The sequence below is a fragment of the Pseudomonas sp. MWU12-2345 genome, from assembly GCF_023242385.1.
Lineage (GTDB): Bacteria > Pseudomonadota > Gammaproteobacteria > Pseudomonadales > Pseudomonadaceae > Aquipseudomonas > Aquipseudomonas gingeri_D.
Genome location: NZ_JALLJA010000015.1, coordinates 152,088 through 174,033 on the forward strand (window position 1 = coordinate 152,088; position 21,946 = coordinate 174,033).

Annotated in this window: 24 protein-coding genes; 6 read left to right on the top strand and 18 right to left on the bottom strand. The window is 59.2% G+C overall.

Annotated elements, in window-relative coordinates; translation table 11 throughout:
• The first annotated feature begins 165 nt into the window (after positions 1 to 165).
• On the top strand, positions 166 to 2,667 hold the full coding sequence (gene glgP / locus M5C71_RS25165) for an alpha-glucan family phosphorylase (RefSeq protein WP_248768968.1): 2,502 nt from the start codon (positions 166 to 168) through the stop codon (positions 2,665 to 2,667).
• 7 nt (positions 2,668 to 2,674) lie between these two features.
• On the opposite strand, the gene M5C71_RS25170 is transcribed toward glgP, so the two are convergent.
• The 10 genes from M5C71_RS25170 to M5C71_RS25215 all read right to left on the bottom strand — a co-directional run bounded on the left by M5C71_RS25170 (position 2,675) and on the right by M5C71_RS25215 (position 10,072).
• Positions 2,675 to 3,553, bottom strand: coding sequence for a F0F1 ATP synthase subunit gamma (locus M5C71_RS25170; protein WP_248768969.1), 879 nt, complete (start codon positions 3,551 to 3,553; stop codon positions 2,675 to 2,677).
• Positions 3,550 to 5,097, bottom strand: coding sequence for an alternate F1F0 ATPase, F1 subunit alpha (locus M5C71_RS25175; RefSeq protein ID WP_248768970.1), 1,548 nt, complete (start codon positions 5,095 to 5,097; stop codon positions 3,550 to 3,552). The genes M5C71_RS25170 and M5C71_RS25175 overlap by 4 nt, the downstream gene beginning before the upstream one ends.
• Positions 5,087 to 5,890: a F0F1 ATP synthase subunit B gene (locus M5C71_RS25180; RefSeq protein ID WP_248768971.1), complete on the bottom strand. Its 804-nt coding sequence runs from the start codon at positions 5,888 to 5,890 to the stop codon at positions 5,087 to 5,089. The genes M5C71_RS25175 and M5C71_RS25180 overlap by 11 nt, the downstream gene beginning before the upstream one ends.
• 3 nt (positions 5,891 to 5,893) lie before the next feature.
• Positions 5,894 to 6,175 carry a F0F1 ATP synthase subunit C gene (locus M5C71_RS25185; RefSeq protein ID WP_100943204.1) on the bottom strand — a complete coding sequence of 94 codons (282 nt, stop codon included), beginning with the start codon at positions 6,173 to 6,175 and terminating at the stop codon, positions 5,894 to 5,896.
• Between the two features lie 20 nt (positions 6,176 to 6,195).
• The gene (locus M5C71_RS25190) at positions 6,196 to 6,897 is read right to left on the bottom strand and encodes a F0F1 ATP synthase subunit A (RefSeq protein WP_248768972.1); all 702 of its coding nucleotides are present in this window, start codon (positions 6,895 to 6,897) and stop codon (positions 6,196 to 6,198) included.
• On the bottom strand, positions 6,887 to 7,183 hold the full coding sequence (locus M5C71_RS25195) for an ATP synthase subunit I (protein ID WP_248768973.1): 297 nt from the start codon (positions 7,181 to 7,183) through the stop codon (positions 6,887 to 6,889). Before M5C71_RS25195 ends, M5C71_RS25190 begins: the two co-directional genes overlap by 11 nt.
• Positions 7,176 to 7,511, bottom strand: coding sequence for an AtpZ/AtpI family protein (locus M5C71_RS25200; protein WP_103498173.1), 336 nt, complete (start codon positions 7,509 to 7,511; stop codon positions 7,176 to 7,178). The genes M5C71_RS25195 and M5C71_RS25200 overlap by 8 nt, the downstream gene beginning before the upstream one ends.
• Positions 7,504 to 7,893, bottom strand: coding sequence for a F0F1 ATP synthase subunit epsilon (locus M5C71_RS25205; protein ID WP_152740889.1), 390 nt, complete (start codon positions 7,891 to 7,893; stop codon positions 7,504 to 7,506). Before M5C71_RS25205 ends, M5C71_RS25200 begins: the two co-directional genes overlap by 8 nt.
• The gene (gene atpD / locus M5C71_RS25210; RefSeq protein WP_248745736.1) at positions 7,883 to 9,310 is read right to left on the bottom strand and encodes a F0F1 ATP synthase subunit beta; all 1,428 of its coding nucleotides are present in this window, start codon (positions 9,308 to 9,310) and stop codon (positions 7,883 to 7,885) included. Before atpD ends, M5C71_RS25205 begins: the two co-directional genes overlap by 11 nt.
• A gap of 114 nt (positions 9,311 to 9,424) precedes the next feature.
• A complete protein-coding gene (locus tag M5C71_RS25215; protein ID WP_103498175.1) occupies positions 9,425 to 10,072 on the bottom strand; it encodes a BON domain-containing protein in 648 nt (215 codons plus the stop codon).
• A gap of 309 nt (positions 10,073 to 10,381) precedes the next feature.
• Here M5C71_RS25215 and M5C71_RS25220 point away from each other — a divergent pair, with 309 nt between their 5' ends.
• The 4 genes from M5C71_RS25220 (at position 10,382) to M5C71_RS25235 (ending at position 13,316) form a co-directional block, all read left to right on the top strand.
• Entirely contained in the window at positions 10,382 to 10,528 is a 147-nt protein-coding gene (locus M5C71_RS25220; protein ID WP_248768974.1) for a hypothetical protein, read from the top strand.
• Complete coding sequence (locus M5C71_RS25225) at positions 10,525 to 11,214, top strand: 2,3-bisphosphoglycerate-dependent phosphoglycerate mutase (protein WP_103498177.1); 690 nt, start codon at positions 10,525 to 10,527, stop codon at positions 11,212 to 11,214. Before M5C71_RS25220 ends, M5C71_RS25225 begins: the two co-directional genes overlap by 4 nt.
• Before the next feature lie 223 nt (positions 11,215 to 11,437).
• Positions 11,438 to 12,586 carry an HD-GYP domain-containing protein gene (locus M5C71_RS25230; RefSeq protein ID WP_103498178.1) on the top strand — a complete coding sequence of 383 codons (1,149 nt, stop codon included), beginning with the start codon at positions 11,438 to 11,440 and terminating at the stop codon, positions 12,584 to 12,586.
• A gap of 181 nt (positions 12,587 to 12,767) precedes the next feature.
• Positions 12,768 to 13,316, top strand: coding sequence for a cupin domain-containing protein (locus tag M5C71_RS25235; RefSeq protein ID WP_103498179.1), 549 nt, complete (start codon positions 12,768 to 12,770; stop codon positions 13,314 to 13,316).
• A 397-nt stretch (positions 13,317 to 13,713) separates the two neighbouring features.
• Here the strand turns inward: M5C71_RS25235 and M5C71_RS25240 are convergent, their stop codons facing one another.
• Positions 13,714 to 14,595: an SDR family oxidoreductase gene (locus M5C71_RS25240; protein ID WP_177098632.1), complete on the bottom strand. Its 882-nt coding sequence runs from the start codon at positions 14,593 to 14,595 to the stop codon at positions 13,714 to 13,716.
• Positions 14,596 to 14,689: 94 nt separating this feature from the next.
• On the opposite strand from M5C71_RS25240, the gene M5C71_RS25245 reads away from it, so the two are divergent.
• Positions 14,690 to 15,298, top strand: a complete 609-nt coding sequence (locus tag M5C71_RS25245) for a TetR/AcrR family transcriptional regulator (RefSeq protein WP_103498181.1) — start codon at positions 14,690 to 14,692, stop codon at positions 15,296 to 15,298.
• A gap of 396 nt (positions 15,299 to 15,694) precedes the next feature.
• Here the strand turns inward: M5C71_RS25245 and M5C71_RS25250 are convergent, their stop codons facing one another.
• The 7 genes from M5C71_RS25250 to M5C71_RS25280 form a co-directional block, all read right to left on the bottom strand.
• Positions 15,695 to 16,027: a TfoX/Sxy family protein gene (locus tag M5C71_RS25250; RefSeq protein WP_248768975.1), complete on the bottom strand. Its 333-nt coding sequence runs from the start codon at positions 16,025 to 16,027 to the stop codon at positions 15,695 to 15,697.
• 20 nt (positions 16,028 to 16,047) lie between these two features.
• Positions 16,048 to 17,430, bottom strand: coding sequence for an LLM class flavin-dependent oxidoreductase (locus M5C71_RS25255; RefSeq protein WP_152740790.1), 1,383 nt, complete (start codon positions 17,428 to 17,430; stop codon positions 16,048 to 16,050).
• Positions 17,431 to 17,464: 34 nt separating this feature from the next.
• The gene (locus M5C71_RS25260; protein WP_103498184.1) at positions 17,465 to 18,310 is read right to left on the bottom strand and encodes an amino acid ABC transporter permease; all 846 of its coding nucleotides are present in this window, start codon (positions 18,308 to 18,310) and stop codon (positions 17,465 to 17,467) included.
• Complete coding sequence (locus M5C71_RS25265; protein ID WP_248768976.1) at positions 18,307 to 19,128, bottom strand: transporter substrate-binding domain-containing protein; 822 nt, start codon at positions 19,126 to 19,128, stop codon at positions 18,307 to 18,309. Before M5C71_RS25265 ends, M5C71_RS25260 begins: the two co-directional genes overlap by 4 nt.
• Positions 19,129 to 19,251: 123 nt before the next feature.
• Entirely contained in the window at positions 19,252 to 20,067 is an 816-nt protein-coding gene (locus M5C71_RS25270; protein ID WP_177098628.1) for a CoA ester lyase, read from the bottom strand.
• The gene (locus tag M5C71_RS25275; protein ID WP_248768977.1) at positions 20,064 to 20,906 is read right to left on the bottom strand and encodes a MaoC family dehydratase N-terminal domain-containing protein; all 843 of its coding nucleotides are present in this window, start codon (positions 20,904 to 20,906) and stop codon (positions 20,064 to 20,066) included. The genes M5C71_RS25270 and M5C71_RS25275 overlap by 4 nt, the downstream gene beginning before the upstream one ends.
• Positions 20,907 to 20,931: 25 nt before the next feature.
• Positions 20,932 to 21,873, bottom strand: coding sequence for an FAD-binding protein (locus M5C71_RS25280; protein ID WP_248768978.1), 942 nt, complete (start codon positions 21,871 to 21,873; stop codon positions 20,932 to 20,934).
• Between the last annotated feature and the right edge of the window lie 73 nt (positions 21,874 to 21,946).

The following is a 21,946-nucleotide window of genomic DNA, read 5'->3' on the forward strand; positions in this document are numbered from 1 at the left end:
CTTGACCCTCAGGTGACGTGCAGGGCGGCTCAAACCCTCGAGTCGCTCATGGGATCCATTCGACTTGATGTAGATCAAGCCGGAAAGTCCTCCGACTCCGATAGTGTGCGCTCGTGCTTGCACTCCATCAGTGCCTGGCAACGACTATTGCATTGAGGTGTCGATGTGTACGCGTTCTCGCCACGGGAGTTGCCGGAGCAACTCTTCATATTGACCGAGCTTGCGCTCAACCTGCGCTGGACCTGGAATCACGCACTCGACGGTCTCTGGGAAGCGATCGATCCAATGCTATGGGAGCGTACCCATAATCCCTGGATGATTCTGCAGAACGCGTCGCCGCAGCGTTTTGAGGCGCTCTGTCGGGATACCTCGTTCTCGCAGACACTCACACAGGCCATCGAAGAGCACCGGCGTTATCTCGGTGAGCCGGGCTGGTATGCACAGCAGTCGGCGCCCGCCGATTCGGCGCGGATCGCATACTTCAGCATGGAGTTTGGCCTGAGCGAGGCCTTTCCACTCTACGCCGGCGGACTCGGTGTGCTGGCCGGGGATTATCTCAAGACGGCCAGCGACCTGGGCGCCCCGGTAGTCGGAGTGGGCTTGCTCTACCAGGAAGGTTATTTCCGGCAAAGCATCGACTCGGCCGGTCGACAGCATGAGGCCTATCCCTACAACGACCCGACCAGCCTGCCGATCCAGCCGGCTATTGGCAGCGACGGCGCCTGGCTGAAAGTCGCGCTGCAACTTCCGGGGCGCACGTTGCATTTGCGGGTGTGGCAGGCCATCGTCGGACGTACGCGCCTGTATCTGCTGGACAGTAACGATCTGCTCAATGGCGCCGGCGACCGCGGGATCACCTCCAAATTGTACGGCGGCGGTTCGCAAATGCGCTTGCTCCAGGAAGTGGTGCTCGGCATCGGCGGCTGGACGGTACTCGAAGCCCTGGGGATCGACGTGGACGTGTGCCACCTGAACGAGGGGCATGCCGCACTGCTGGTGCTGGAGCGGGCCCGCTGCTTCATGCACAAGATGGGCGTTTCGTTCCGGGAAGCCTGGTGGGCGACGCGTGCCGGGAATGTCTTCACCACGCATACGCCGGTGGCGGCGGGTTTTGATGTCTTCCCCGCCGCGCTGATCGGCAAGTACGCGCGTCCCTACCTCGAAGACTGTGATCTTTCATTACGCGAACTGCTGGCATTGGGTCGGCGTGATCCGCTGGATGACGACGAGCCGTTCAACATGGCTTTTCTCGCCTTGCGTGGCTGCGCCCAGTGCAATGGGGTGAGTCGCCTGCATGGTGAGGTCAGCCGTCGTCTGTTCAGCGATCTGTATCCACGCTGGCCGTTTCAGGAAGTACCCGTGGGGCATGTGACCAACGGCGTCCATGTGCCTTCCTGGGACTCGGTCTGGTCCGATCACCTGTGGACCACCTGCTGCGGCAAGGAGCGTTGGCTCGGTAGCGTGGAGTCGCTCCCCGGGCCGCTTTCCGACAGCGACGACCAGGCCCTGTGGACCATGGCCGGCGAGCAACGCCTTGATCTGGTGAAGTACGCGCGTCAGCGTCTGGCCTGGCATCTTGGGCAGCGTGGCGAGTCCGTGCAGCAGGTTGAAGAGGCCGCGCAGGTGCTCGATCCCAATTGCCTCACGCTCGGTTTCGCCCGGCGCTTCACTGACTACAAGCGCCCGAATCTGCTGCTGCATGACCCGGAGCGCCTGACGCGTCTGCTCACCGATGAGCAGCGTCCGGTCCAGCTGATCATCGCGGGTAAGGCCCATCCCGATGATGAGCAGGGCAAGCAATTGATCCAGGCCTGGATGGACTTCGTTCATCGTCCTGGTCTGCGCCGGCACGTGGTGTTCCTGGAGGATTACGACCTCGAACTGGCCCAGCATCTGGTACAGGGCGTCGATGTCTGGATCAATACACCACGACGCCCCTGGGAAGCCTGCGGTACCAGCGGCATGAAGGTGTTGGTCAATGGCGGATTGAACCTGTCCGAACGCGACGGCTGGTGGGCGGAGGCCTACCAGCCCGATTGCGGCTGGGCCATCGGCACTGACGGGCCCAGCGACGATGTGGTCGATGCCGAGTGCTTGTACCGCTTGCTCGAGGACGCGGTCGTGCCGTCCTTCTACACCCGCGACACCCAGGGCATTCCCCGTGCCTGGGTGCAACGCATGCGGGCCAGCATGTCGCAACTGGGGCCGCAGTTCAGCAGTAACCGCATGCTGCTCGAATACCTGGAGCGTTTTTACCAACCGGCGATTCAGGCGTTCCGACGCCGCCGCGAGGACCAGGCCGGGCTCGCCCGTGGGCTTCAGGCGTGGCAGAAGGCGCTGAGCGCGGGGTGGGACAACATACATTTTGGTACGCTCGATGCACATCGCGACGGCGATCAGCTACATATCAGCGTGCCTGTCTATCTGGGGGAGATCGCCCCGGAATGGGTAAAGGTGGAGCTCTGTGCCGCCTTGCGCGACGAGTCCCCGGCGCTGTGCCTGCCGATGACCGCCAGCGGCCCGATTCCCGGCGCCGTCCACGGTTATATCTTTTCCCTCTCGATGGCTGTCACGCGACCCCTGGAGGATTACACCCCACGGGTTCGCGCCTGGCACCCGGAGGCCTTTCTGCCGGCGGAAAATGCGCTGATCGCCTGGCAGCGTTGAGGCCCGGTCAGTGGTCATAGGCCTCGAAGTCGGAGACCACATCGAACAGCTCTTCGTCGATGCTGTCCTGGCGCAGTCGGTGAAAATCGTCCCCCAGGGTTTTCAGCAGTTCGCCGATGTTTTTCTCTGCCCGCTGCATGGCCGCCAGACGGCTGGCATTTTCGCTGGCCAATGACTCCGCGCAGCTACGGAACAGCGAGACAAACAGATACTCGCGAATAAACGCGAGCGAAACCTGCTCGCCATTTTGCTGTACTTCGGGAAGGTTATTGGTGGGCCAGGGCCTGCTGGCCAGCTGGCGTTGCCAGGCATCGTCCAATGGCAGCATGCGCTGGCTGACCGATTCGTAGAGTGCCCCAGGTTTTGGCCTGTTGTGAAAAAGGTAGACCTGGCCGATTTCGCCCCGTTCACGCTGGCTTTCAAGCTCAAGCAGAATCTGGCTGACCAGGGGTGTGATCTCGACGATAGCGTTCGGCAGGATAAAGCGGCTGGAAGTGTTCAATGGACTGTCGGCAAGGCGTGATTGGATACGCTCGCCCACCACCCAGAGCATTTTTCTGTTTGGCAGTGGATCCAGTGTTTCAAGCACAAACTCGGCGAGCGCATCGTTGAACTGGCCGACCAGTCCCTGATCGGAGCCGAACACCACCGCGCAGACCGTCCCCGGGTCCTGCTGTTTGCTCCGGCCCAAAGCGCCGGATTGGCGCTGGCGGAAACAGGCCAGCAGGCCGAGTTGCACCGTTCGGTCATAGTCCTCCAGCGAGCGCACGGCGTTCTCATATTGACTGATGTTCGACGCCGCCATCGCTTTCATCGTGCGCACCACGGATTCGAGATCGCCGGCACTGGCGATCTTGCGCCGCAGGCTGGCGCCGGTGTCGCTCATGACGACACCGGGTTATCGGGCGTCGCCAGGAATTGCGCCACGGCCTGCCTGGCGAGTTCGGTCATCAGCTGTTTGTCGGCATCGCTCAGTTTATCGGTGCCTGCCAGGCTCGCGCCGAGCGCGGCGGGAAGCGTGGCGGCCGCGGCCCGGACGGCCTGCTCGGCATCCGCCATCCGGGTCAGCGGTACCGGATCGAACAGTCCCGCGGTCAAGGCCAGTAAAACGGTGATTTGCACGGAGGTCGACAGGGGTGAGAACTCCTGCTGCTTGAGGCAGGCGCGAATACGCCGGCCATGCTCGATCAGCTTGCGGGTGGCCTCATCGAGGCGGGCGCCAAAGCGGGCGAAGGTCTCGAGTTCCTCGAACTGGGCGTAGGCCAGTTTCAGGTCGCCGGCGACGGCCCGGTAGGCCGCGCTTTGCGCCTTGCCACCGACCCGTGAAACCGACTTGCCGACGTCCACCGCCGGCAGTACCCCGAGTTCAAACAGTGTCGGCGACAGATAGATCTGGCCGTCGGTGATGGAAATCAGATTGGTCGGAATATAAGCGGAAATGTCCTGGGCGGCGGTTTCGATGATCGGCAAGGCGGTCAGCGAACCCCCGCCGAGTTCCGGACGCAGATGGGTGCTGCGTTCGAGCAGACGCGAATGGATATAGAAAATATCGCCAGGAAAGGCTTCACGCCCAGGGGGCCGGCGCAGCAGCAGTGACAGCTCCCGATAGGCTTGCGCGTGCTGGGTCAGGTCGTCGTAGACCACCAGCACGTCGCGGCCCTGTTCCATGAAGTACTCGGCAATGCTGGTTGCGGCGTAGGGGGCGATATAGGCCAGCCCGGGGGCGTTGTTGCCCTCGCTGACGATCACCACGGTGTAGGGCAGGGCGCCCTTTTCCCGTAGCGTGTCGATAAGTTTGGCGACGCCGGAAGCACGTTGGCCAATGGCGCAATAGACACAAATGACGTTCTTGTCGCGCTGATTGATGATGGTATCGAGCGCAATGGTCGTCTTGCCGGTCTGCCGATCGCCGAGAATCAGTTCCCGTTGCCCACGCCCGACCGGAATCAGCGCATCGATCACTTTGATGCCGGTTTGCAGCGGCACGCTGACCGGAGCCCGGTCCATGATCGGCGCGGCCGGTCGTTCCAGCGGCAGGCGCGGTCCTGGCGGTAGCGGCGCGAGGTCATCCAGGGGGCGTCCTGTCGGATCGATGGTACGTCCCAGCAGTGCCTCCCCGACCGGCACATCGACGACATGCCCGCCACGCTCGACCGGGTCGCCGGCCTGCAGCTCCCAGTAGTCGCCGAGCAGGACCACGCCGATTTCATCTTCGTCGATATTGAAGGCGATGCCCTTGATCCCGTGCGGAAATATCAGCACCTCCTCGAAACCGACACCGGGCAGGCCGCTCACCTTGGCGATCCCCGGAGCGACGCTGCGCACCTGCCCGATCTCTCGGGGGGCCAGCGGCGGCACAAACGCCTCGGTCGCCTCCCGTATGCGGGCAAAGGTCTGCTCCAGGACATTCTCCAGCCGTTCATCGGGCATGGGGGGCTTCCTTGTCGGAGAGAACCTTGGCCGGGGTATTGACCGCCAGCAGATCGCCGACGCTGCTTTCCAACTCCGTCAGGTAGTGCGCGATGCTCCACGCCACCTTTTGTCCGTCGGTGCACAGCTCGATGCCGCTGACCAGCTCCGGAGCCGTTTCGAAACGGGCCTGGGTGGCGCTTCCGAGCAGTGCCTGGAGTTCCGCTTCGAGGCTGGCGCGATGCGCCGCCGATAGCTCGAAGGTGCTACGCACGACTATCGGCAGGGCCTTGTTCCGCAGGGCGCCGGCCAGCTTTTGCTTTTCATCTGAAGCCAGGGTCCGCAGGCGCTCTATGAAAGTGGCGACCATTTGCTCTTCCAGCGTCACGCCGGCCAAATCGCTCAATGCCTTGCGCGCAATGCTGAAGACCTCCTGTTGCGTACGGCGAAAGATTGCCTGGTGCAGGGCCTGGGCCTCACTGCGCAGGCTGTCCTGTTGCCGGGCGCCCAGGTTGATGGCTTCCTGGCGTGCGGCATCCAGCAGACGCTGGCGCTCGCTGTTCGCCGCGTCGGTTGCCTGGCTGAGCAATGCCGCGCGTTCCCTGTCGAAGTCGGCGTTCTTGCGCTGGAATGCTTCACGCTCCTGTCCGGCCTCGGCTTTTTTCGCATCGGCGTCCGCCAGTTCCCTGGCGATACGCTGTTCACGGGCGTCGATGGCGTTGAGTATCGGACGATAGAGAAAGCGCTTGAGCAACCAGACCAGAATCAGGAAGTTGAGGATCTGTGCGCCGACAGTGAACCAGTCGATAAGCATGATCTACTTTCCAGCGACCTGGGCGATGGCGTGGCTCCAGAATGGATTGGCGAAAATCAGGATCATCGAGACGACGAAGCAATAGATGGCCACCGACTCGACCATCGCCAGGCCGACAAACAGGGTGCGGGTAATGGTGGCCGATGCGTCGGGTTGTTGCGCCAGGGCGCTGAGCGCGGTGGCCACCGCGCGACCTTCGCCGAGCGCCGGGCCGATACTGCCGATGGCGATGGTCAGGCCCGAGGTAATGATCGAAGCCACTGCGATAATTGTCATGCTGTCCATGGTCACGCCTTCCGGGGGGGTCATGTGGTTGAGGCAGGTTCAGGGGTTCTGGGTGATTTGCGCGAGCGGGTTGCCGCGGCGATGTAGACCGCCGCCAGGATGCTGAAAATGTAGGCCTGGACCATGCCGGTCAAGAGTCCCAGGGCACTCAGGAGCACGGGAAAGATGAAGGGGGTGATGGTCAGCAGGATGGCCAGGATCATCGTGCCGCTCATCATGTTGCCGAACAGCCGGGCCGCCAGTGCCAGGGTGCGCGACAATTCGCTGACGATATTGAACGGCAGCATGATCACCGTCGGTTTCAGGTAGGCGTTCAGGTATTCAGCCACGCCGCTTTCGGCGATACCGAACAACGGCACGGCGATAAACACGCAAATAGCCAGTGCCGCGGTGGTCGACAGGGAGCCGGTTGGTGGCTCGTAGCCGGGCACGATGGTGAAGAGGCTGGCCGTTCCCACGAAAAGGAACAGGGTGCCGAGAAACCCCAGGTATTTGCGTGGCTGGACCAGGCCGACTTCGCCGATCTGCGTGACGATGCCGGTCACGACAATTTCCAGCAGGTTCTGCCAGCGGCTGCGCTCCAGCCCTGTCGCCAGACGTCGGGTGATCAGATGGGAACCCAGTGTCAGCACCAGCATCAGGCCCCAGGTGAAGGCGATGGTCGCGTTGATCTTGAACAGGCCGTATTGCCACAGCACGATGTCGTCCGGACTAAGGTGCATGGTCACCCTCCAGGTTCACCACTGCCGGGCGCGAGAGCCGCATAATGAGCAGGCGTGCCACGACAAAGCCGGACAAGGCGGCCAGCCAGCGTTGCCAGGTGTCGCCACAGGCCAGGTAGAGACCCACCAGCACAATGGCCGTACGCACCAGCAGGCTGGCAAAAAACCACAGGCCGACCCACGGCGACGCCATCGCCCGCCGAACCGTCCACCACAGGCCGCCAAAAAACACGACCCCCAGCACCACACCGGCCAGCAGGGGCGCCAGGAGGTTTAGTTCATTCATCGTCATCGGTCTCCTGTTCGTGTATTTCGCGCTCTTCCTTGGCGACCCAATGCCAGGCATTGAAACAGCCCAGCACCAGGCCGGCGGCCATGAGTGCCAGCGTCCATGAGCGCCCGCCCGGGTAGCGCCCATCCAGCCACAGGCCGGCGGCCGCGCCGAGCAGGGTGGGAATCACCACCGACCAGCCGATCAGCCCCATCATCCCCAGGCCTGACCAGACGGTCCGCGTCCTATGGCGTTGAGCCTTGAGTTTGCGGGCCGCCTTGCTGCCGACTTGCTGGCTGAAGGCCTTTTCGCCGGGTGTCGGCTTTTTCTCGTCGTCACTCATGATGCAGGGCGGCGAAGCGGCGAATGAAGCTGCTTTCCAGTTTAGCCAAGGCCGAACGAACGCTTTGCTCTTGCTCGTGCCGGCTGAGGAACTCCCGTTCGATCACCTGGCGCAGCTGCGCAAGGTCCATATTGCCGATCGCATCGCGCACGCACACCAGGACTTCGCCACCGGTTTTAACCAGCACGCCTTCGTCGACCGCCAGGCAGACTTCGCCTCCCTCCCTCGTTTCATAGGTCAGGATGCCCGGCACCAGGGCCGCGGCGCAGTCGAGCCGGTTGGGCAGCAGGCCAAAGGCGCCACTGAGTGATTCAGCAACGATGCGCAGGACCTCGTGCTCCTCGGCGAAGACCTTGAAGGGCAGCAGAATCTTAAGATGCATGCGGGTTGACGGCATTTCCCACCTCCGGGACGTGCTTGTCCATGGCTTCGTCGATGCGGCCAATCATGTACAGCGCCGCCTCCGGCACATCCTTGAACTCATCCCGCAGGATACGCTCGCAGCCGTCAAGGGCGTCCTTGAGGCTGACCAGTTTGCCCTGCATGCCGGTGAACTGTTCCGTGGTGAAAAACGGCTGGGTGAGAAAACGCTCCAGCCGGCGTGCACGCGCCACCACATTGCGGTCTTCGCTCGACAATTGTTCGAGGCCGAGCATGGCGATGATGTCCTTGAGATCGGCATATTGCGCCAGCGTGCGGCGGATCTCCTGGGCCAGTGCGTAATGTCGCGTGCCGATAACCCCGGGCGTCGCCATCTTCGAGTTTGACTGTAGTGGATCTATGGCGGGATAGAGCCCCTCGCTGGCCCGTTTGCGCGAAAGCACGATGGACGCCGACAGGTGCGAGAAGGTGTGCATCGCGGCCGGATCGGTGAAGTCGTCCGCCGGGACGTACACCGCCTGGATCGAGGTGATGGCACCGGAGTCGGTATTGGCGATACGGTCTTGCAGTTGGGCCAGCTCGGTCCCCAGGGTCGGCTGATAGCCCAGGCGGGCGGGCATCTGCCCCATCAGCCCGGAGATTTCCATGCCGGCTTGAATGAAGCGGAAGATGTTGTCGACCAGCAACAGCACGTCACGATGTTCATCGTCGCGGAAATACTCGGCCATGGTCAGCGCCACATGGCCGACCCGGAAGCGGGCACCCGGTGGCTCGTTCATCTGGCCGAACACCATCACCATGTTGTCGAGCACGCCGGCCGACTTCATGTCGCGATAAAGCTCTTCGCCCTCGCGACAGCGCTCGCCAATGCCACAGAAGATGCTGACCCCTTCGTGCTGGCCGACCATATTGTGGATCATCTCGGTCAGCAGCACTGTCTTGCCGACTCCCGCACCGCCAAACAACCCGGCCTTGCCGCCGCGTTCCAGTGGCATCAGGACGTCAATGATTTTCACGCCGGTCTCGAAGACTTCGGATTGGGTCGTACGGTGCGCGAGCGGAGGCGGTGGGCAATGCACGCTGCGCCAATCCACCTCGGGTGCCGGCAGCCGGTCGATGGCGTTGCCGAAGACATCGAACATCCGTGACAGGATTTCCTTGCCAATGGGGGCCAATAGCGGCCCGCCACTATCCGCAACCGGCATACCCCGGGCGAGTCCCTGGGTGGGGGTCAGGGCGATGCCACGCACCCGTTGTGCATCGAGCTGGGCAAAGACTTCAATAAAAACCTTGCCGTCCACTCCGGCATGCAACAGCGAGTGTATCGGCGGAAGCAGGGAATCGAAGTGAATATCGACGACGCTGCCCCGTACTGACACGATGACCCCCATGTTCGAGAAGCCGGCCATGTTGTTCATGGGGTTGCCCATAAGCATCCAACCACCGGGACGCCACATTCCTGGCTGAACTCGATGCTGATACGGCTCAAGTGAACGACTGCATCCGGCATGGCTGTCCTCCGGGCGATTGAATCAGGCAATCAGCAAGTGATCCTGTACTTTTCTCACGCCTGGCACCGACCAGGCTGCCCGTGCGGCCAACTGGCGTTCACGCCATAGATGAACCTTGCCTTCGAGCTTCACGACATCGCCATCGACCTCGACGTGAATGCCCTTGGCATCGAGCTCGGCATTGCGCTTGAGGGCTTCTTCGATGCGTTGCTGGATATCGACGACGTCCACCCGCGCGCGCAGGGTGATCTGGTTGTTCACACCCAGCACACCGGACAGCTTGCGCACGGCCCGTTCAGCGGTTTCTTTCTGATACTGCCAGTCCACTTCGCCTTCCAGGGTGATCCAGCCTTTCTGCACAATGACCTTGACGGCGTCTTCGGCAATATCGGAGCTCCAGGTGATGATATTCAAGGCGCGGTTGGCGATGGTGTCGTCGTCCATGCCGGCGCCTTTGGCCAGCCTTACCTGTATTTCTTCCGCCACCGCGCGAACGCCCCTGACGCTTTTGACCGTCTGTTCGGCGCTGACTTTCTGAGCGTAGCTTTTGACATGACCGGAGAGCGTGACAACACCGTTGTCCACCGCCACGCCAATATTGGCGGCGTCGATTTCGGGGTGGAACTCAAGCTCTTCCATTATGGTATTGCGCAGACTCAAATCGCTCATGAGGGTGTCCTCTGGCTGATGCACGGGGGAGGGTCACGAGAACCCGTCAATCTCTTCTACGCCTGAGCCCCGGAAAATCATTGAGCTAAATCAACAATGCCTTGTTGAGGTCGATCCCGATGTCGTGTCTTGCGCGTGCGTGGTGTCGCCGCGTTTGCGGATCAATAGATTGGCAGCACAACACTTCAGTAATTTGGCATCGACGCGGGGGTATCCTGTACGTGCTGCTAGGCTATCTTCTCAATCTGGAGTCCATGATCACGGGTGGGGTTGATACAGCCGGACTCCATCAAGTGGAGAGACATTGAGATGAACATGCCAACGTTTACGGGGCAGGGCACGGGCCATCAGGCGGCGCTCGATCAGCCCCTGATCGAGCAACCTGACACGGCACTGGTCGCCATCGACGCGGGCATCGGGGCCTATGTGGGCAAATCGCAAAGGCAAGCATTGTGAGCCGGTTGTTCCTGGTCAGGCATGGCCAGTCGATCTGGAACCTGCAAGACCGGTTTACCGGTTGGGTGGATGTTTCGCTCAGCCAGCAGGGCGTGCTTGAGGCGCAACGGGCGGGGGCGTTGCTGAGGGAGGAGCATTTTGATGTGGCCTTTACCTCCACCCTGTTACGGGCACAGGACAGCCTGTATGAGATCCTCAGGCAGAATCGCCATTGTGATCAATATGTGCGGGTGCATGAACAGAGCAGTGAGTGGTATGAGCATTTCATGCCGACCGACGGCGATGCGAACGAACTGAAAATCCACGTCTCGGAAAAGCTCAACGAGCGTTACTACGGCGATCTGCAAGGCCTGCAAAAAGACTGGGCCAGCCAGCATTACGGCGCGGAACAGGTGCACCTGTGGCGCCGCAGCTACGATATTCCGCCTCCCAATGGCGAGAGTCTGCAAATGACCGCGGCCAGAACCCTGCCTTACTATCAGGCGCGAATTGTCCCGCATCTGCAGAACGGTGAGAGCGTGTTGATCGCCGCCCACGGAAACTCCCTGCGTTCCATCATCATGCACATCGAGAAAATGACGCCGGAACAGATAATCGACTACGAGTTGGCGACCGGTGTCCCCCATCTGTATACATTCGATAATGATTTACAGCTTGTCGATAAGCGGATTTTCACGGTGGTGTAGGGATTTTCCTACCCTGTTTCCGTTGTTCCTATCCCGGAATAGGGATTCACCGATGGTGAGGGTGCCATTGTTGGGCCAGTATCTTTCCCAGGCAGTCGAGATGTCGGTACGCCGACAAGGAGATGCCCCGACCGAGAGAGCGGCGGTGGGCGAAAAGGCATGACCTACCCCGGCTTTGACACTGTTAGAAGTGCCATAGAATAAAATTCAACGAGGGCAGGTCATGTTGAAATGTCATGAGTTCTGTCAGGCGGCGCCCGACAGCGAGGCAAGGCCTTTTTGGAGGGATCGACCCACTCACTCCGAGTTGGAAGTTGATTGCGTGATGGGGTGCGCCAGTGAAACGCCAGACAGCAGCGTTTTATCAGCCTCAGCCTCTCCCCATGACGCTTCCAGTTCCCCGCAGCCCCCGCGAATAGCGATGAACGACGAGCTGGTTGCCGCCAGGAGCCTCTGCGCAAAATCCCGCGCCGCCGTGGTTGAGATGTTCAGGCACGCGCGCATGGGCCGTGCCCTGGAACTGGAAAGCATCGGTGCACTTGTCGATGACATTTCCAGTTCGATTTCACGCCACCCCGACGCGTTTATCAGCCTGGCTCGTCTGAAAAGTCTTGATGATTACACCTATATGCATTCGGTTGCCGTCTGCGCCCTGATGATCGCCTTGGGCAATCAACTGGGCCTGCCTGAAGCATTGATCCGCAGAGTGGGGCTCGCCGGCCTGTTGCACGATATTGGAAAAATGGCTATCCCTGGCGCCGTCCTCAACAAACCCGGGCGATTGACCGACGAGGAATTGCAGTTGGTTCGTACCCACCCTCTGGAAGGAGAAAAAACACTGTCGGCCACCTCGCAGGTGTGCGAAATGGTTGTGGATGTATGCCTGCACCATCACGAAAGATTCGATGGCCAGGGCTACCCGCATCAATTGGCCGGTGAGCAGATCAGCCTCTTTTCCCGGATGGCCGCTGTTTGTGATGTCTATGACGCGATCACCTCCGATCGTGCTTATAACGAGGGCTGGGATCCAGCCGTTGCGGTCCAGAAAATGTCATCGTGGGAAGGGCACTTTGACGATGAAGTATTTCGAGCTTTCTTGAAGTGCGTGGGTATTTATCCCGTGGGGTCGCTTGTTCAACTGAAAAGTGGCCGCATTGGCGTCGTTGTTGAACAGAACAGTCATTCGCTCTTGACCCCCAAGGTGAAGCTGTTCTATGTGCCGGTCTTGAATGTCCATATAACACCCAAACTCGTGGACCTGAGTGATCCGTTGCAGAAGGACCGGATCTGTACGCGTGTGCCTGTCCAGCGCTACAGGTTCAAAGACACCGACTTATTGTGGCAGGAAGAGAGCAAACCCCAACAATCCTGACGAAAGCGCCGGGCTGTAGCGTCTGCGCATGCCGCTCGTCGAACCATGACATGACTCGGGCGGCTAGGTTCCGCGCCTGCAAACATGGTCTAATCAGGCGACAATTTGGGGGCGCGGAAATATTTTCGTACGACACCAGCAGGCCGCCCCTCGCAACCCTCAGGTTCTGAATAGGGCTGTCATGGATACCGGTTCACGACTCAAGCTTGTACGAGAAAGTTACAAGATATCCCAGCGGGAGCTGGCCAGGCGCAGTGGCCTGGCCAATGGAACGATTTCGTTGATCGAATTAAATCGCGTGAGCCCCTCGGTCAGTTCGCTGAAAAAACTCCTCGAGGGGTTTCCCATGACCTTGGCGGACTTCTTCTCCTTCGATCAGCCCGTGGAGGAGCAGCGCTATATCTTCCGCGCCAACGAACAACCTGATCTGGGCCGTGACGGACTCAGGTTGCTGCTGGTCGGTGCCCAGGTGCCTGGTCGGCAAATGCGCATGTTGCGCGAGCAGTACGCCCCCGGGGCAGGCTCAGGGGCAGAGCCGATCGTGCATGCCATCGGCGAGGAGTGCGGGTTGGTCACGCGCGGCACGATTGAGCTGACGGTGGACGGCAAGATCAGCGTGCTGACGGCCGGGGACGGGTATTACTTTCCGACGACGCTCCCCCATAGCTTTCGCAACATCGGCCAGGATGAAGCCGAGATCATCAGCGCCAACACACCGGCGAACTTTTGATCGCTATCCTCGTGCGTCGGTCCCCCCATGCCTCTGCCTGGGGTTCAATTTGCTTGATTGGGAAGACCTGCGCTTTTTCTCCGCATTTGCCCGTGAGGGATCTGGCAAACCAATCGCGGAGAGGTGCGTGCAGAGGGCCGCAATCTGACAACGAGTCTGTGGTCGCGGGTTTGACCACGGACTCGGTTCTAGGTCTGTCTTATGGCTGAACGGCTAATCCCATAAGGCGAAATGGATGCCAGCGACCTTGTCCAACCTTGCTCTTTACGAGCTCTCTATAGGTGTGCCATTGCCGAGTCATCTTGCCTTAGAACTGCTACTGAACGCCTCCCGAGGAAGAATGCGATTGTAATATGGCTGATACAGGGCAAGAAACAGCTTGCCCTGATACTGGAGATTAGACGTCAGCACCGCCTAAAATATTTTCTAGTTGCATTTCTTTTAAAACACGGTCTTGAATGGGTTGCTTGGCAGCGTTAATTTCATCAACACCCCAAACCATGCCGACCGCTGTGCGTGTAGGGCGTTTGCCAGCAGGCATATCTGCTAGCGCTAAATAAGTATCTACGACCAACTGTGGATCTGGTGCTTGGTCAGACTGCATAAATTTCGCGAACTCTGCGAACATAGCGGCAGGTATCTTTGCTAATTCACCATAGCTGTCCAGCACGTCAATACGGGAAGGCTCTTGCCCTCCTGCACTTAGACCTGTAGGGAACGGGCCTGGTTGCACGATGGCAATATCAATGCCGAAGGGCGCCACTTCGTAACGTAAGCCTTGGACGTAGCCTTCCAAAGCATGCTTGGTGGCGGCGTATGTAGAGAAATACGGCGCCGAAATCTGGCCGACCATTGATGAGGTGTTAATGATCAGACCGGACTTGGCTTCCCGCATAGCGGGCAAGACAGCCTGTATAATGCGCATAGCGCCATAGTAGTTGGTTTCCATCTGTTCCCTGGCTTGGGCAATACTAAATGCCTCCGTAATGCCAAGGTACATTACGCCTGCATTGTTAATCAAAATATCAATCTTGCCCGCTTTAGCCAGCAAACTTTCAATGGCTGTTTTGACGGATTCGTCGCTGGTGACATCCATATCTACAACATGGATGAGCTTGCTATACGCTTCCAGCTCGGTCTTGACTGCGGCGTTCTTGCCTTCTGTGCCACGCATGGTGGCGAACACTCGGTAGCCCTTATCTGCAAAATCTTTCACTGCTTTTAGGCCAAATCCACTGCTGCTACCTGTGATGATTACGTTTTTTTGTGCGTCACTCATATTTTCTTTCCTGGTGGCTTGTCAATTAAATACCGACTGGTACAATAAGGTGGCAGGGCATCGCATGTCAAGTTAAAATACCAGGTGGTACGAAATGAGCTCAAATCCAACAAAGCCTTCAAGGGGACGACCTAAGACCCTGGACCGTGATCACGTTTTGGATGTGGCAATGGATGCCTATTGGAAAGAGGGCATAGGCAACTTATCCCTTAATGAAATTTGCAGAAGATGTGATATATCGAAGCCAGGTCTTTATCGTGAATTTTGGAATGAAGATGGCTTGATGAAAGCTGTTATTCTTAAATATCAGGAGCAGGTGCTAGATCCTGTGCTGCAGATGTTAAATACAGAAATGCCGTTTCGAGAGGCGCTTGACAACTTAGTGTCATTTGCCACCTCGGTTAGTGATAGTCAAGAGATCCCAAAGGGATGCCTTTTGATAAAAATGCGCGAATCACGCACGCACTTGGGTGAAGCAGCACGAGCACAAATTGATTTCATTCAGGCGCAAGCATCAACTGCTTACTGGAAATGGGTGGAACGTTCAAAGGCCAAATGTGAGTTTTCTGCAGACATGTCATCAGAGTTTGCATCTGCCTATATCGATGCACAGTTAAGTAATGCTTCGTCACAGATCTCTCGTGGTGAGGATCCACAAATTGTAAAGAAAATACTAGTAGTCGCTTTTTCTATGTTGGGATGACTAGTGATCACATGAGCTCTCAGGGCATCGTGCTCAGGGAAGACGAACAAATTGAACTGAGTCGGCGCATAAGATCAGTCCGCGCGACGTTCGTCGGCGCGGATGATTTTGCTAACCGCTCAAGGTTGTTCTCGTTCGGCAGGCCAGACCTCAAAAATGTAGCTACTGCCTGTGTGATGGCCGAGGTCTTTCGCTCGTGGTGCCCACCTATGGCTCCAAGCTTTGGCATTTCAGGTTCCAGTGGCGAGTGTTGAGGAACCGTTTCGCCAGGACAACCAGTAAGGTCTCTGAGCCTTCTTATGTCGACGCGCCTGGTACTGCGCAAGCGCGCTGCGCAGGAGCATGGGGCATCGATCGAATTTAGCCGTCCTTGCTTTGCGTGGTGGGTCGGGACGCTTATTTTTTCCGAGGAAGGGTTCGGACAAACGCGACAGCCTCTGCCAAAAGCTTCTGTGCCAGCAAGTCGTCAGCGAAGGTTTCCGATTCAACGCGCAGCCAACCCTCCATGATGCGTCCTCTTGAGATCATCGGGGTGATGCCGCTGATAGCCAGTACCTCTCGGTCGTAATCCTTGCCCAGCCGGATCAGCGCGCCGTCATTCCGCGCGGCGCACAACAAATGGCCGTTCATCAACCAGGCCAGCCCCCCGAACATGGCTTTTTCCGACAATCCTTCCACGATGGAAAGTTGGTCACGCATCAGTTCTTCGAGTCCGGGGTCGCGAGCCATGAGTCGTACCTTCCTATGCCCTAGAGCTTCCTGCCGAAACGAAATGATGCTCCGTAGGCCGAGTCGGGTAAATGGTTGCTGCCATCTTCCCTCAGCCTGGACCGGAAGGTTCCGCTATGGGGCTGGGTTCTGTAGAGGCCGCGCTTTTGCAATTCAGGAATGATCAACTCCACGAAGTCTTCAAGCGAGCCGGGACTGATCAACGGATTGATCATGTAGCCGCTGGTGCCGGAGATACGTGCATGCTCCTCGATCCGGTCGACGACCTGTTGCGGGGTGCCGACCAGGATCAGGTCGCTGCCGCGGGTGACCTTGGCAAAGCGCTGTTTTACGTCGCCTGCCGTCAAAGGTTTGCCACTGCCATCGGGGTGCATGACGTAGGACGTCAAGCCTTCGGTATGGGTCGACAGTGCATCACTGTCGGCATAGCGGCTGATATCGATACCGGTGTCGCCGGCATAGCTGACCAGTTGCGCCTGAAGATGGTAGTTGCTTTGCAAAACATCATATTTGCGCTGGGCTTCAATCTCGCTTTTGGCGGTGACAATCCGCAGCACGGTCAGGGACTTCACATCCTCACGCTCACGGCCGCGTGCCTGGGCCTTGGCCCAGATGTCTTCCAGCCCCTGACGAATTTCATGGGGGTTGGATTTGGCGATGAAAATCAGCTCGGCATGCTTGGCCGCGAATTCACGACCCCGACCCGACCAGCCGGCCTGGATCAGCAGCGGTGTGCGCTGTGGCGACGGCGAGGTCAGATGCGGTCCGGCCACTCGATAATGCTCGCCCACGTGATTGATCGGCCGTACCCGGTCACCCCGTGCATACACTTGGCGAGCCTTGTCGGCCACCACGGCATCGTCGGCCCAGCTGCCTTCCCAGAGTTTGTACGCCACATCGAGAAACTCTTCGGCGCGTTCATAGCGGTCATCGTGTTTGATCATCTGTTCCAGGCCGAAATTACGCGCGGCACTGGAGAGATAGGAGGTCACGATGTTCCAGCCCACGCGGCCGTTGGTCAGGTGATCCAGGGTGCTGAAGCGCCGGGCATGGGTGAAGGGGTGTTCGTAGCTGGTGGTGACCGTGACACCGAAGGCCAGATGCTCGGTGACCGCTGCCAGGGCCGGAATGATCATCAGCGGATCGTTGGCCGGCGCCTCCACGGCCCATTTCATCGCGGCATCGGCGTTGCCGCCAAAGACGTCGTAGAAGCCCAGCACGTCGCCGAAGAACAGCATGTCGAGGTTGGCCTGGTCGGCAATGCGCGCCAGGTTTGTCCAGTAGCCCAGGGAGTTGATGGCCAGGCGTTCGTCGGCCGGGTGCGTCCAGAGACTTGGCGCACCGCCGCAGCCGACACTGGCTTGTTCGTAGAGGGCAAACAATAGAGGTTTTGGATCGGACATCTTCGTTCCTGAAAAAGTCGTTGAAGGGGTGGACTCACCGCTGGTTCTTGAACCCTTTGCCGTAATGGCGCTCTAGGCGTACCTGTATCAGCTCCAGGCCGATGGAGAGCAGCCAATAGATGACTGCGGCGGTGGTGAGCATTTCGATATAGCGATAGGAGGAGCGGCCATACGACTGCGCCAGGAACATCACTTCCCAGACGCCCATGACCGAGATCAGCGAGGAGTCCTTGAGCATGGAAATGAACTGGCTGGTGGTCGGCGGAATGATCGTGCGCATCGCTTGCGGCAGGACGATGTGCAGGAAGGTCGCCGTGGGGCGCAGGCCGAGGGCGGCTGCCGCTTCCCGCTGACCGGGTGCCACGGCCATGATGCCCGCGCGAAAGATCTCGCTGAGGTAGGCGCCGTAGTTCAGCGAAAGCGCAATGATGCCCGCGCTGATCGCCCCGGGCACCACACCCAGTTGCGGCAGGCCCAGGTAGATCAGCAGTATCTGGATCAGCAGGGGCGTACCGCGGAAAAACGAGGCGTAGAAACTGGCCACGCCGAAGGCTACCGCGCTGGATGACAAGCGTGCCAAGGCCGTCACGAAGCCCAGTAGCAGCGACAGCCAGATCGAACAGAAGCACAGGAACAACGTCAGTGCCGCCCCCTGCAGAAAGCCGTTCGGTCCCAGGCGCAGGCCGACCAGGTTCGGCCATTTATCCAGAATGATCGAGAACTTCAGATCGAAGCTCATGAAAAACAGCACGCACAGTCCGAGCATGACCGCCCAGGTCAGATACAGCCGGGCCCGGAAACTCAATAGAGGGTGCCAGCGGCGCGGCTTGCTGTCGGTTGCCGAAGTCACGGGCGTGGGGGTTGGCTCAAAGGCTGTCATTGGCTGATATCGGCACCGATCCACTTCTGCGAAATCTTGCTGAGTGTCCCGTCGGCTTTAAGCTGGGAAACGATCTGAGTGACCTTGGCATTCCATTGCGCATCGCCTTTTTCGACGGCCACGACGTTGGGTTCCGCATACAAGGTGTCGCCGGCAATCTTGAAGCGAGGGTCCTGGGCAATCCGTTCGCGGGCGGTGATGAGGTTGGTGACCATGGCGTCAAGACGCACGCCGGTTCCCAGGGCGAGGTCCTGGAAGGCCACCGTTTCATTGTCGTAGGGCGCGACCTGGACCTGATCGAATGGGTACTTCAGGGGTTTGTCCTCGGCACCCTCGATCACCAGATCCTTGTTCAGGTAGGCCTCGTAGGTCGAGGCGCTGATCACGCCGACTTTCTTGCCCGAGAGGTCCTTGCCCGAGGCGATGTCATTGTTCTTGGCGTTCACCACAATGACCGCCGGCGACTGGTAATACTCCACCGGGAAATCAAATACTTCAGCGCGTGCCTTGCTCGGGGTCATCGAGCAGACGCATATGTCATAGCGTCCGCTCCAGTGGCCTGCCGCGATCACATCCCATGAAGGGGTTTCCAGATGCAGCTTTACCCCAAGACGCTGTGCCACGGCCTTGGCGACATCGACGTCAAAACCATCCAGCTGGTTTTGATCGTTGAGAAAGGAGAAGGGCGGGTAGCTTTCCATCAAGACACCGACGAGCTCACCTTTTTTTGTCACTCGATCAAGGGTGGAGCCGGCCAGTGCCAGTGAGCAGTTCGCAAGCAGAGCGAGACCCAGCGGTAGAAGGACTGTTTTTTTCAAAGGCGATTACTCAGGCAGTTGTTTAAAAAGACTGAATAGATTTAAACGCACTATAAAATTGATTTGTAATACTTAAAATGAATATTAATCTTGCATTGGGCTATATCGTGGGGCTCTGTGGAATCAGGTCGCGCGGGCCAGAATGGATTGCGCGCGGCCCATGACCGGCGCATCGATCATTTGCCCATCCAGTACGAAGACGCCTTCACCTGAGCCGGCGGCCTCGAGGATGCGTTGTGCCCAAACCAATTCCTCACGACTGGGTTTCAGCGCCTGATGGATAATGGTCACCTGGGTCGGATGGATACACAGCGCACCACCAAAGCCCATGTCACGGGCAAGTTGGACGGCGGTGTGCAGGCCTGCGCTGTCCTGGATGGACGGAAATACGCCGTCCAGTGCCGGGGAGAGTCCAGCCACTCGAGTATTCAGCAATACGGCATAGCGGGCCTGGCCAAGGATTTCTTCTGCGGCACGGCTGCCAGTGGTCAAACTCAGGTCCAGTCCCAGATCGAGGCTGCCAAACGACAAGCGCTCAACGCCTTGGACGCTGGCAATGGAGCTGAGAGCAACCAAGCCCCTGGCACTCTCGATGATCGGCCAGATCGGTTTGCCGGTCTGGCCCGCAGTGAGCACTTGCGCCGCGCTTTCGGCTTTGGGCAGCAAGATACCGATTACACCCGCATGGCGTCGGCACAGGTCCAGATCCGCAGCATGCGCCCAGTGCCCCGGGGCATTCACACGAACCAGAATCCGTACTTCGGGGCTGTCGCTCAGAAAACGCTCCAGGTTGTCTCTGGCCTGCTCCTTGAGGGTTTCCTGCACGGCATCCTCCAAGTCGACAATGACCCGGTCAGCGCCGCTGGCGATGGCTTTTGGGATGCGCTCTGGTCGCGTGGCCGGAACAAACAGGGCGGAGCGGACAATTGACGTACTCATGGTGCCTCTCCCTCGCTGAACTCGATTTCTCCGATCTGTGCGGTGCCGTCCTGATTGCCTGCCCAGACTTGCGCCTTGCCGCTGTCGAGCAATCGTCCGCCCACCTCAAAAGGTTGCGGTGAAATGAGGGGGCGTACACCTCTGAAACTGAAGCGCTTCAGGTGTGCGGTCGGGTGCGCCTTGGTAAAGGCCTGCAAGTTCAGGGTAGCGATCAACGGGCCGTGCACCACCAGGCCCGGATAACCTTCAGTCTCTGTGACGTAAGGCCAGTCATAGTGAATGCGGTGGCCATTGAAGGTGACCGCGGAGTAGCGGAACAGCAAGGTCGGGGAGGGCTCGACCGGTTCCTGCCACTGCCCTTCGGGCAGCGCTTCGGCGCCGCTGAACTTGGGTGGCGAGGGCTCCCGGTAGACGATGTCCTGCTCATCCTGCAGGGCACGCTGGCCGTCCTGGAAATACACATGGCGTACGGTGACAAACAGCAAGGAACCGGTACGCCCGTGTTTTTCTTCAACATGGGTGATGGTCGAGATGCAAGACACCTTGGCCTCTACCAGTAATGGCTGGTAAAACTCCAGTCGGCTACCCGCCCACATGCGATTACGGTTATGAGCCGGAGGCAGGAAACCACCGAGCGCTGGATGGCCGTCAGGACCCAGTTCGCCTGCGACAACTGGTTCCTGGAAGAACGCCCAGTGCCACAAGGGCGGCAACGGTTCACCCGGCAGGGGGGGCTCCTCGCCCAAAGTCGCGGCTATGCGTTTTACCAGGTTGAAGCTGATCCGATCCTGGCTTTCCTGACGACGGCCGATCCAGGCTGAAAAATCGACATTGCTCATTCACATTGCTCCTGTCGGTCGCTGATCAGGCCAGGGCGGCCATTTCGGGGATAGCTTCGAACAAGTCCGCCACCAGACCGTAATCGGCGACCTGGAAGATCGGTGCGTCTTCGTCCTTGTTGATCGCAACGATCACCTTGGAGTCCTTCATACCGGCCAAATGCTGGATCGCGCCGGAGATACCGACGGCGATGTACAGCTGTGGCGCGACGATCTTGCCGGTTTGGCCGACCTGCATGTCGTTCGGTACGAAACCGGCGTCGACCGCAGCACGGGAAGCCCCCACCGCGGCACCGAGCTTGTCGGCCAGGGTATACAGGTGCTTGAAGTTGTCACCGTTCTGCATGCCACGACCGCCGGAAACGACAATCTTGGCAGCGGTCAGTTCAGGACGGTCGGACTTGGCCAGCGACTCAAAGACGAACGACGACTTGCCTGCATCGTGAGCAGCGGCAACGGCTTCAACCGCGGCCAAACCGCCTTCAGCGGCAACCGGGTCGAAACCGGTGGCGCGCACGGTGATGACCTTGACGGCGGCGTTCGATTGCACGGTGGCAATGGCGTTACCGGCATAGATCGGACGCTTGAAGGTGTCAGCGCTTTGCACCGAGATGATCTCGGAGATCTGGTCAACGTCCAACTGCGCGGCAACCCGTGGCAGGATGTTCTTGCCGTTTGACGTGGCCGAAGCCAGGACATGGCTGAAAATCGTGTGTTGTTCAAGCACCAGGTTTGCCACCAGAGGGGCAATATTCTCGGGGAGTTGATGTGCGTAGGCGGCGTTGTCAGCCACCAGTACTTTCGACACGCCAGCGATTTTCGCGGCAGCTTCAGCCACGGCACCCACGCCCTGGCCTGCAACCAGCAGGTGAATATCGCCACCGATTTTCGCGGCAGCCGCCACGGTGTTCAGGGTGGCCGGGGCCACGACCTTGTTGTCGTGTTCGGCGATTACCAAGATAGTCATAGTCAGATTACCTTCGCTTCGTTTTTCAGTTTCTCGACCAGTTCTGCAACCGACTTGACCTTGATACCCGCGT

Excerpts from the sequence above, each read along its gene's own strand:
- M5C71_RS25255 (WP_152740790.1), bottom strand. The coding sequence starts at position 17,430 with ATGTCCGATCCAAAACCTCTATTGTTTGCCCTCTACGAACAAGCCAGT.
- M5C71_RS25195 (WP_248768973.1), bottom strand. The coding sequence starts at position 7,183 with ATGAATGAACTAAACCTCCTGGCGCCCCTGCTGGCCGGTGTGGTGCTG.
- M5C71_RS25240 (WP_177098632.1), bottom strand. The coding sequence starts at position 14,595 with ATGAGTGACGCACAAAAAAACGTAATCATCACAGGTAGCAGCAGTGGA.
- atpD (WP_248745736.1), bottom strand. The coding sequence starts at position 9,310 with ATGAACAACATGGCCGGCTTCTCGAACATGGGGGTCATCGTGTCAGTA.
- M5C71_RS25180 (WP_248768971.1), bottom strand. The coding sequence starts at position 5,890 with ATGCTTATCGACTGGTTCACTGTCGGCGCACAGATCCTCAACTTCCTG.
- M5C71_RS25250 (WP_248768975.1), bottom strand. The coding sequence starts at position 16,027 with ATGGCTCGCGACCCCGGACTCGAAGAACTGATGCGTGACCAACTTTCC.
- M5C71_RS25230 (WP_103498178.1), top strand. The coding sequence starts at position 11,438 with ATGTTGAAATGTCATGAGTTCTGTCAGGCGGCGCCCGACAGCGAGGCA.
- M5C71_RS25170 (WP_248768969.1), bottom strand. The coding sequence starts at position 3,553 with ATGAGCGACACCGGCGCCAGCCTGCGGCGCAAGATCGCCAGTGCCGGC.
- M5C71_RS25200 (WP_103498173.1), bottom strand. The coding sequence starts at position 7,511 with ATGAGTGACGACGAGAAAAAGCCGACACCCGGCGAAAAGGCCTTCAGC.
- M5C71_RS25215 (WP_103498175.1), bottom strand. The coding sequence starts at position 10,072 with ATGAGCGATTTGAGTCTGCGCAATACCATAATGGAAGAGCTTGAGTTC.
- M5C71_RS25220 (WP_248768974.1), top strand. The coding sequence starts at position 10,382 with ATGAACATGCCAACGTTTACGGGGCAGGGCACGGGCCATCAGGCGGCG.
- M5C71_RS25190 (WP_248768972.1), bottom strand. The coding sequence starts at position 6,897 with ATGCACCTTAGTCCGGACGACATCGTGCTGTGGCAATACGGCCTGTTC.
- M5C71_RS25260 (WP_103498184.1), bottom strand. The coding sequence starts at position 18,310 with ATGACAGCCTTTGAGCCAACCCCCACGCCCGTGACTTCGGCAACCGAC.
- M5C71_RS25205 (WP_152740889.1), bottom strand. The coding sequence starts at position 7,893 with ATGCATCTTAAGATTCTGCTGCCCTTCAAGGTCTTCGCCGAGGAGCAC.
- M5C71_RS25275 (WP_248768977.1), bottom strand. The coding sequence starts at position 20,906 with ATGAGCAATGTCGATTTTTCAGCCTGGATCGGCCGTCGTCAGGAAAGC.
- M5C71_RS25175 (WP_248768970.1), bottom strand. The coding sequence starts at position 5,097 with ATGCCCGATGAACGGCTGGAGAATGTCCTGGAGCAGACCTTTGCCCGC.
- M5C71_RS25270 (WP_177098628.1), bottom strand. The coding sequence starts at position 20,067 with ATGAGTACGTCAATTGTCCGCTCCGCCCTGTTTGTTCCGGCCACGCGA.
- M5C71_RS25185 (WP_100943204.1), bottom strand. The coding sequence starts at position 6,175 with ATGGACAGCATGACAATTATCGCAGTGGCTTCGATCATTACCTCGGGC.
- M5C71_RS25280 (WP_248768978.1), bottom strand. The coding sequence starts at position 21,873 with ATGACTATCTTGGTAATCGCCGAACACGACAACAAGGTCGTGGCCCCG.
- M5C71_RS25235 (WP_103498179.1), top strand. The coding sequence starts at position 12,768 with ATGGATACCGGTTCACGACTCAAGCTTGTACGAGAAAGTTACAAGATA.
- M5C71_RS25245 (WP_103498181.1), top strand. The coding sequence starts at position 14,690 with ATGAGCTCAAATCCAACAAAGCCTTCAAGGGGACGACCTAAGACCCTG.